The sequence below is a fragment of the Salmonella sp. 741265073_HBA genome, from assembly GCF_046569105.1.
GTDB lineage: Bacteria > Pseudomonadota > Gammaproteobacteria > Enterobacterales > Enterobacteriaceae > Salmonella > Salmonella enterica.
In genome coordinates this window covers 1-6,570 of record NZ_JBKFRY010000030.1, presented here as the reverse complement: position 1 = coordinate 6,570, position 6,570 = coordinate 1, and the positions used below count along the sequence as shown (strand labels likewise).

Here is a 6,570-nt window from a genome sequence, read left to right as displayed (position 1 = left end):
TGAGTTGCTCGTTTCTCATCCCAGCTCAACGTATTTTGTCAAAGCAACGGGTGATTCAATGATTGATGCAGGCATCAACGACGGTGATCTGCTGGTGGTGGATAGCTCACGAACTGCTGAACACGGCGATATTGTTATTGCAGCCGTGGATGGGGAGTTTACTGTTAAACGCCTGCAGCTGCGACCTACAGTTCAGCTCAATCCGATGAACAGCGCTTATTCGCCGATCATCGTCGGCAGCGAAGACACGCTGGACGTATTCGGCGTCGTTACTTTCATCGTTAAAGCAGCGAGCTGAGTATGTTCGCACTTTGCGATGTTAATTCGTTTTACGCCAGTTGTGAAACTGTATTCAGACCAGATTTGAGAGGGCGTCCGGTTGTCGTACTGTCGAACAATGATGGTTGTGTGATTGCGCGCAGCACCGAGGCGAAGCAACTCGGTATCGCGATGGGGGAGCCATACTTCAAACAGAAAGAACGCTTCCAGCAATTTGGTGTTGTTTGCTTCAGCAGTAATTATGAGCTTTACGCTGATATGTCGAACCGGGTAATGACCACACTCGAGGAGATGTCGCCGCGGGTAGAAATTTACAGCATTGATGAGGCTTTTTGTGATCTGACGGGGATACGAAGCTGCCGGGATCTGACAGATTTCGGGCGCGAGATAAGAGCGACGGTTCTGAAGCGCACGCACCTGACTGTCGGTGTAGGCATTGCCCAGACGAAAACCCTTGCCAAGCTGGCTAACCATGCTGCGAAAAAGTGGCAGCGCCAGACCGACGGGGTGGTTGACCTGTCGAACATTGACCGCCAGCGTCGGCTGCTGGCCCTGATACCCGTAGAGGATGTCTGGGGTGTCGGCAGGCGCATCAGTAAGAAGCTCAATGCCCTGGGCATCAAAACTGCTCTCGAACTCTCTGAACAAAGTACCTGGTTCATCAGGAAACACTTCAATATCGTGCTGGAGCGTACCGTGAGAGAGCTTCGCGGAGAGCCATGTCTGGAGCTTGAAGAATTTGCGCCGGCAAAGCAGGAAATCGTTTGTAGCCGCTCCTTCGGCGAGCGGGTCACAGATTATGAGGATATGCGCCAGGCCATTTGCAGCTACGCTGCGCGCGCGGCAGAAAAACTCCGCGGTGAACACCAGTACTGCCGTTTCATTTCAACATTCGTCAAAACTTCCCCCTTTGCCCTGAACGAGCCCTACTATGGGAACAGCGCTGCTATGAAGGTTCTCACCCCCACGCAGGATTCACGCGACATTATCAATACGGCTGTGAAGTGCCTGGATAAAATCTGGCGCGACGGCCATCGCTATCAGAAGGCGGGGGTGATGCTGGGGGACTTCTTCAGTCAGGGCGTAGCGCAACTCAACCTTTTCGACGATAACGCGCCACGCGCCGATAGTGCGAAGTTGATGGAAGTACTGGACCATCTTAATGCAAAAGACGGGAAGGGGACGCTGTACTTCGCCGGGCAGGGGATACCGCAACAGTGGGCTATGAAGCGAGAAATGCTTTCGCCTCGGTACACCACAAGATACTCTGATCTTCTGATGGTGAGATAAAATGAATGAATACCACTACTACAGCGAGACTTTCATGAGAACGCCAATAACTAAAGATGAAGTAGATATACTGATTACTGACCTCGATATGTTGGGCGATCAGCAATTAGTTGGAATCGAAGCTTATGAGGCGATGCGCCTTTTAGAGATGCGCAGACAAACCTCTCTACTGGAAGCAATAAAGCAGTTGTTAGAAAGGAAAGAAAAAGTTAAAGCGGAATAATCAAATCAGCCCCTTGATTTTTCACATTGCCAACGGCGCGCTTCACGGCGTGCCAGGTAAATTTATCTGTCGGCACGGCACCATCAGTAATTATCTCCTCTACCTCCTTCCCGCTTATGCCCTGGCGCATCCATTCTCGCGCGGCGCCAGGTGACAGAACGAGAGGACGACGGTCGTGAATGTCTACCAGACCTTTATCGGCTGCAGCGGTGACAATCAGGAATCCTTCGGCATCATCACCGCGTTCGAACGGTATGCTGCCGATCGCTGCCATGAATATTGGCTGGCCGTCAGCCCGGTGGATGAAGTATGGCTGTTTCTTGTCGCCTTCCTTCTTCCACTCAAACCAACCATCAGCAAACACGATAGCTCGGCCATGTTTCCATAGCGGTTTAAACATTCTGCTGGTGGCCGCAGTCTCAACCCGTGCATTAATCAGCGGTGGTTTATCCCACCATCCGGGCGCAAATCCCCAGAATACCGGATCCAGATGCAGTTGCTCGTCGCGTTCACTGAGCAGCAGAACTTTGGTACCGGGCGCCACGTTGTACCGGCCTATAGGTTCAGGGTCATAAGCGATATCGCGCTCGGATTCATCGGCCAGATATGCCAGGTATTCTTCGCGGGTCTGTGCTTGTGCAAAGCGTCCACACATATGAAACCTCCAGTCGGTCAGACTGAAAGTATAGAAGAGGATATGCGAGTAGCTGTTCCGGTGTTTCTCCGAGCGACCTCAACCAATGTAGAAGCTTCACTATTGGGGGTTGCCATTAGTAGCATCATGTTGAATGTACTGGCGTGAAAAAATTGGAATCTTGAAGAAAACTCTTCCCCAAAACTAAAATCAACGTTTTGATAATCAATGAGTTGTAAAAGACAGTTACTGGATTTTTTTGATAGTAGGAAGAATGATAATTTCAACTTTATCAAATGGTTGGTATGTTTTTGGCAATGTAATGCTGCGTCACATGCAGTGGTTCGAAGCGGCGGATCTGATTGTTAAAGGTATGGAAGGCGCGATTGCCGCGAAGACCGTGACCTATGACTTTGAACGCCTGATGGAAGGCGCTAAGCTGCTGAAATGTTCAGAGTTTGGCGACGCGATTATCGCGAATATGTAATATCGATAATTGTTAAAAACAAAAACGGGGGCTTAACGTCCCCGTTTTTATTATTAGCATTCGAGCGGTTATCAAAATTTTATCAAAAAAATTTATCAAAACTCCCTCAATTCAGACCGCAATAGTAATCCATCCTTTACCCCGATCGTCATGATAACGGGCTGTCTGATTTGGCGATTTATGTCCGAGCAGCTTTTGAGTATTAATCCCCTGAGCATCGTAAAGTCGCTCAGCAAGTGAGCGCTGTTCATGGAAGGTAGCTGGAGTGCCGGATCCCCAGTCAATATCTGCCTTATCCCGAGCTTTGCTGAAATTCATGGTAATGGTGCGGGACTAATGGCATTCAAGCGACGTGAAAGTGGAATAGCTATTTTGCTTCCAGTTTTTCCTGAACAATATGCAGTTGTAGCTTCTTCCTCATTTGTTCCGAGGCTATGAGATTTCCCGGTAACGAGGTGTTTGTATCGCCAGTAAATTTTATTCACTTTGCGACTGTAGAATGGGTATTTTGTATTGCTGGTTAGCTTTTGCCTGAAGCCCGGGTGTATACCTCAAATCCTGACTGGCCTGGTGTGCTTTTAACCGCCCCCCGCCTTAAACGGCGGGCTTGTCGCGTACCTCGTCAACAAATGTTTAGATAAAAAGTCAACGGCATGTCTCATCATCCCCGACCTAAAAGGACGGGGGCTTACGGCACTTTCGGATAAAAAAAAGGGGCCGCGATAAACTGCCCCTAATGAATGATACTCAACTTTTTTATCATTATTTAAGGAAATCACGGGTAATAATTTCCGCAAATAATAATAAAAAGAGGGCTGAGCCTCAACCCTGAATACCAGCAGTAAAAATTCACCATACATCAGGATTAATCCTGAAAAACACTTTATGCCACGGCACCCTGTATCGGGTGTGCAGATATTTATTTCATTGGCAGGATATAATTGTCTGTGACTTTAGTCACGCTTTGAATATTTTAAAACCTTAAGAAAATATAACCAGGAAAATGGTATTGACTGCTCCTCGCCCTAAAAGGCGAGGATTCCAACCTCCTTTAAGGAGTGCTAAATACGTCGTTTGCGTTGCTGGTTAACTTTTGCATGAAGCTGGAAATTTTATTCAGTGTTTCTGTATCAGTTATTCCATAATCCTGAGACAGTCGGTCCAGGTTTTCGTATCCAGTCCACACCCGGCCACGAGCATCCTGCCAGACGGAAATACGTAAAGGAAGTTCAAGTGCAACGCCCTGTTTATCAAGCATGAGTTTTGTACCAACCGCAGGATTACCAAACACCAGTACTTTTGTTGGCCTTAACTTCATCCCGGCGGACCTGGCGTTTTCATCGTGATCAAACTGGGCAAATATTGGGATTTTTTTCGCGGTAAGCTGTTCTTTAAGTCTGTTTACCGTTTCATCCACATTAAATTTACTTTCTTGAGTGATGACTTTGTCTGGATCTAATCCTGAGCCAAGGCCTGTTTTGTATGCTTCAGCAATATCTCGAGCCAGAGTAGTGAGGTCAATATTTTCTTTATTTGTTATTAAAGTGACACAAACCAGCTCATCACTGGCTGTGAAACGGCTTAAATAAGCACTAAAACCTCCGTTGCTTCCTTTGATTTCCATAAAACCGGGATGATGAGTAAACTCCCATCCGGCCATTGCTGGAACGACAGTGCCATTTTTCAATTTAGCTGGTTTATAAATAATGTCACGATGAGCAGGATCTTTAACCAGGACACTACCCGCAAGGGCTATATCCCATCGACTAATATCTTCTGCTGATGACCAGAGTCCAGCATAAGCATACATATTTTGGGACTCATCCATTTTTACTGGAACCTGTTTCCCGTTCACTACCTTATACCCAGTAGCTGGCTCTGTCGGATCAATATAAACTGATTGTGATTTAAATATTGAATGCTGATTTTTTTCCTTAGTTGGTGCGGGGCGATCTAAGTGAACTTTTTTCTGCATATCATCAAAGAACATTGTACTTTTTAAGTTCAATGGTTCGATCTGATATTTTTTGATGAAGTCTTCATAGGGCATTCCACTCGATTGTTCAATGACTTTACCCAGTATGATAAAATCTGTTGCACTATCCTTGACTGCAGTACCGGGCTTGAAGTTAACGGGGAGTGATTTAACCAGGTCAAGCAACATATCAGGAGAGTACTTTTGAGAAGCTTTAAATCCATGACTCCGGAAGTCTGGAATACCTGAAGAGTGCTGCAGTAACTGAAGAATTGTAATATCCTGCCAGCTTGAGGGAAGGTCTTTAATGTATTTTGAAACCGCGTCATTTACATCCAGTTTTCCCATCTCAACGAGCTGAAAAATAGCCACAGCCGTAAAGCCTTGTGTGATTGGACCGACGTTCCATATAGTTTTGATTGAAGCCAGTTCATCGTTGGTTAATGTTGCCAACCCGTATCCAGCCGCTCTGGGGATATAGGGAGCTTGTACTATAGCCATTGAAAGCCCGGGAAGGTCATTTTTATTCATAAAGTCCGATATCATTTGATCAATATACTTACCATGGGATTTCAAACTTGGGTCCCCTCGTTGTAATAAATAGAGTGTTGTATGGTTATTATCGGAGGCATAGGTAGGTAATGTTAACATGCTGCTTGATGTCATAATGCAAGCTGAAATGAGGGTCATTTTTAATGAGAGAGTCATATATGGTTCCTTTATAAAAGATTGAGCGTTAAAGTTATATCTCTTCTGAATAATAGAGTATGTTCTATAGTCTCGTTCGAATGTCATTTGGTATATCGCCAGTAACATTTTTTGTGATTATGTAATGATATGTTTCTGTGTTGTCTGATTGTACTTTCCTTGCTGCGTAAGCGTATGGCGATTTTGCGAGCATTAATCGAATGCAATTATAAAAAGTATTTTTCGATATTTATTGTTTTATCCCAGGAATTGAGTTTTTTTCTACCATCAGTTTTATATTTTCTATCCTGGCCTGTTGTCTGAAAATGTCACATCAGTTTCACCAGGCGGTGAATACCAGAAATGGGATGGTAAGGCGTGGGTGAAGGATGAAGCTGCGGAAACAGCGGCCAGACTTCGTGAAGCTGAAGGGACCAAAAGCCGTCTTTTGCAAATGGCATCTGAAATAATCGCGCCGCTTCAGGATGCGGTTGATCTTGGACTCGCAACAGATGATGAGAAAGTGCAGCTCGACGAATGGAAAAAATACAGGGTGCTGGTAAACCGGGTGGATACATCGACCGCGCCAAAAATCGACTGGCCTAAGAAACCTGAACAACCGCGTACCTTATAGGTTGATTTGAGGCGCAGTGGTGATGGTGTACACTGCGCTTTACGTTACATTGGTTTTAGGGATGAGAAATGAAAAAGATTTATCAAGTGCTATTAATCTCTGCTCTTTTATCAGGTTGCGGTTATCAGTATGAAAGAACTCGGGATCGAGAATCAGCTAGCACCTTACAACAAAAACGAGATGTTCTTTTAAAATGGACTCCATTTACGATTAGTAATCGTCATCCTGGCGACCCATCCAATGTTTATGAGGCGAGACGTAATTACATTGGGCATGGTGAGGAGAGCAATGAGTTTCTCTTAGGTTTAATCTCACATTGCTACAATTCTACATCAGATTTGTGTGCATATAATTATTATGT

The 6,570-nt window shown here is 45.4% G+C and carries 6 protein-coding genes and 3 pseudogenes; 6 read left to right on the top strand and 3 right to left on the bottom strand.

What is annotated here, in order from left to right; all coding sequences use genetic code 11:
* The 3 genes from umuD to ACLD3P_RS21740 form a co-directional block, all read left to right on the top strand.
* Window positions 1-298 (top strand): translesion error-prone DNA polymerase V autoproteolytic subunit (gene umuD, locus ACLD3P_RS21750; RefSeq protein ID WP_411006746.1); only part of this gene is annotated, 298 nt, incomplete at its 5' end.
* A gap of 2 nt (window positions 299-300) precedes the next feature.
* Window positions 301-1,569 (top strand): Y-family DNA polymerase, encoded by a 1,269-nt coding sequence (locus tag ACLD3P_RS21745; RefSeq protein ID WP_411006745.1) that lies wholly within the window; start codon window positions 301-303, stop codon window positions 1,567-1,569.
* Between the two features lies 1 nt (window position 1,570).
* A complete protein-coding gene (locus tag ACLD3P_RS21740) occupies window positions 1,571-1,792 on the top strand; it encodes a hypothetical protein (protein WP_241392532.1) in 222 nt (73 codons plus the stop codon).
* On the opposite strand, the gene ACLD3P_RS21735 is transcribed toward ACLD3P_RS21740, so the two are convergent.
* Window positions 1,779-2,447 carry an SOS response-associated peptidase gene (locus tag ACLD3P_RS21735; protein WP_411006744.1) on the bottom strand — a complete coding sequence of 223 codons (669 nt, stop codon included), beginning with the start codon at window positions 2,445-2,447 and terminating at the stop codon, window positions 1,779-1,781. The genes ACLD3P_RS21740 and ACLD3P_RS21735 overlap by 14 nt on opposite strands.
* A gap of 298 nt (window positions 2,448-2,745) precedes the next feature.
* On the opposite strand from ACLD3P_RS21735, the pseudogene ACLD3P_RS21730 reads away from it, so the two are divergent.
* Window positions 2,746-2,913, top strand: a pseudogene (locus ACLD3P_RS21730) (isocitrate/isopropylmalate family dehydrogenase); the annotation flags it as partial.
* A 114-nt stretch (window positions 2,914-3,027) separates the two neighbouring features.
* On the opposite strand, the pseudogene ACLD3P_RS21725 reads toward ACLD3P_RS21730, so the two are convergent.
* Window positions 3,028-3,299 (bottom strand): annotated as a pseudogene (locus ACLD3P_RS21725) (hypothetical protein); the annotation flags it as partial.
* A 665-nt stretch (window positions 3,300-3,964) separates the two neighbouring features.
* Window positions 3,965-5,596, bottom strand: a complete 1,632-nt coding sequence (locus ACLD3P_RS21720; RefSeq protein WP_411006743.1) for a serine hydrolase — start codon at window positions 5,594-5,596, stop codon at window positions 3,965-3,967.
* A gap of 265 nt (window positions 5,597-5,861) precedes the next feature.
* On the opposite strand from ACLD3P_RS21720, the pseudogene ACLD3P_RS21715 reads away from it, so the two are divergent.
* Together ACLD3P_RS21715 and ACLD3P_RS21710 are read left to right on the top strand one after the other, a co-directional pair.
* A pseudogene (locus ACLD3P_RS21715) lies at window positions 5,862-6,209 on the top strand (tail fiber assembly protein); the annotation flags it as partial.
* Window positions 6,210-6,277: 68 nt separating this feature from the next.
* On the top strand, window positions 6,278-6,570 hold a 293-nt coding region (locus ACLD3P_RS21710), incomplete at its 3' end, for a hypothetical protein (protein ID WP_411006742.1).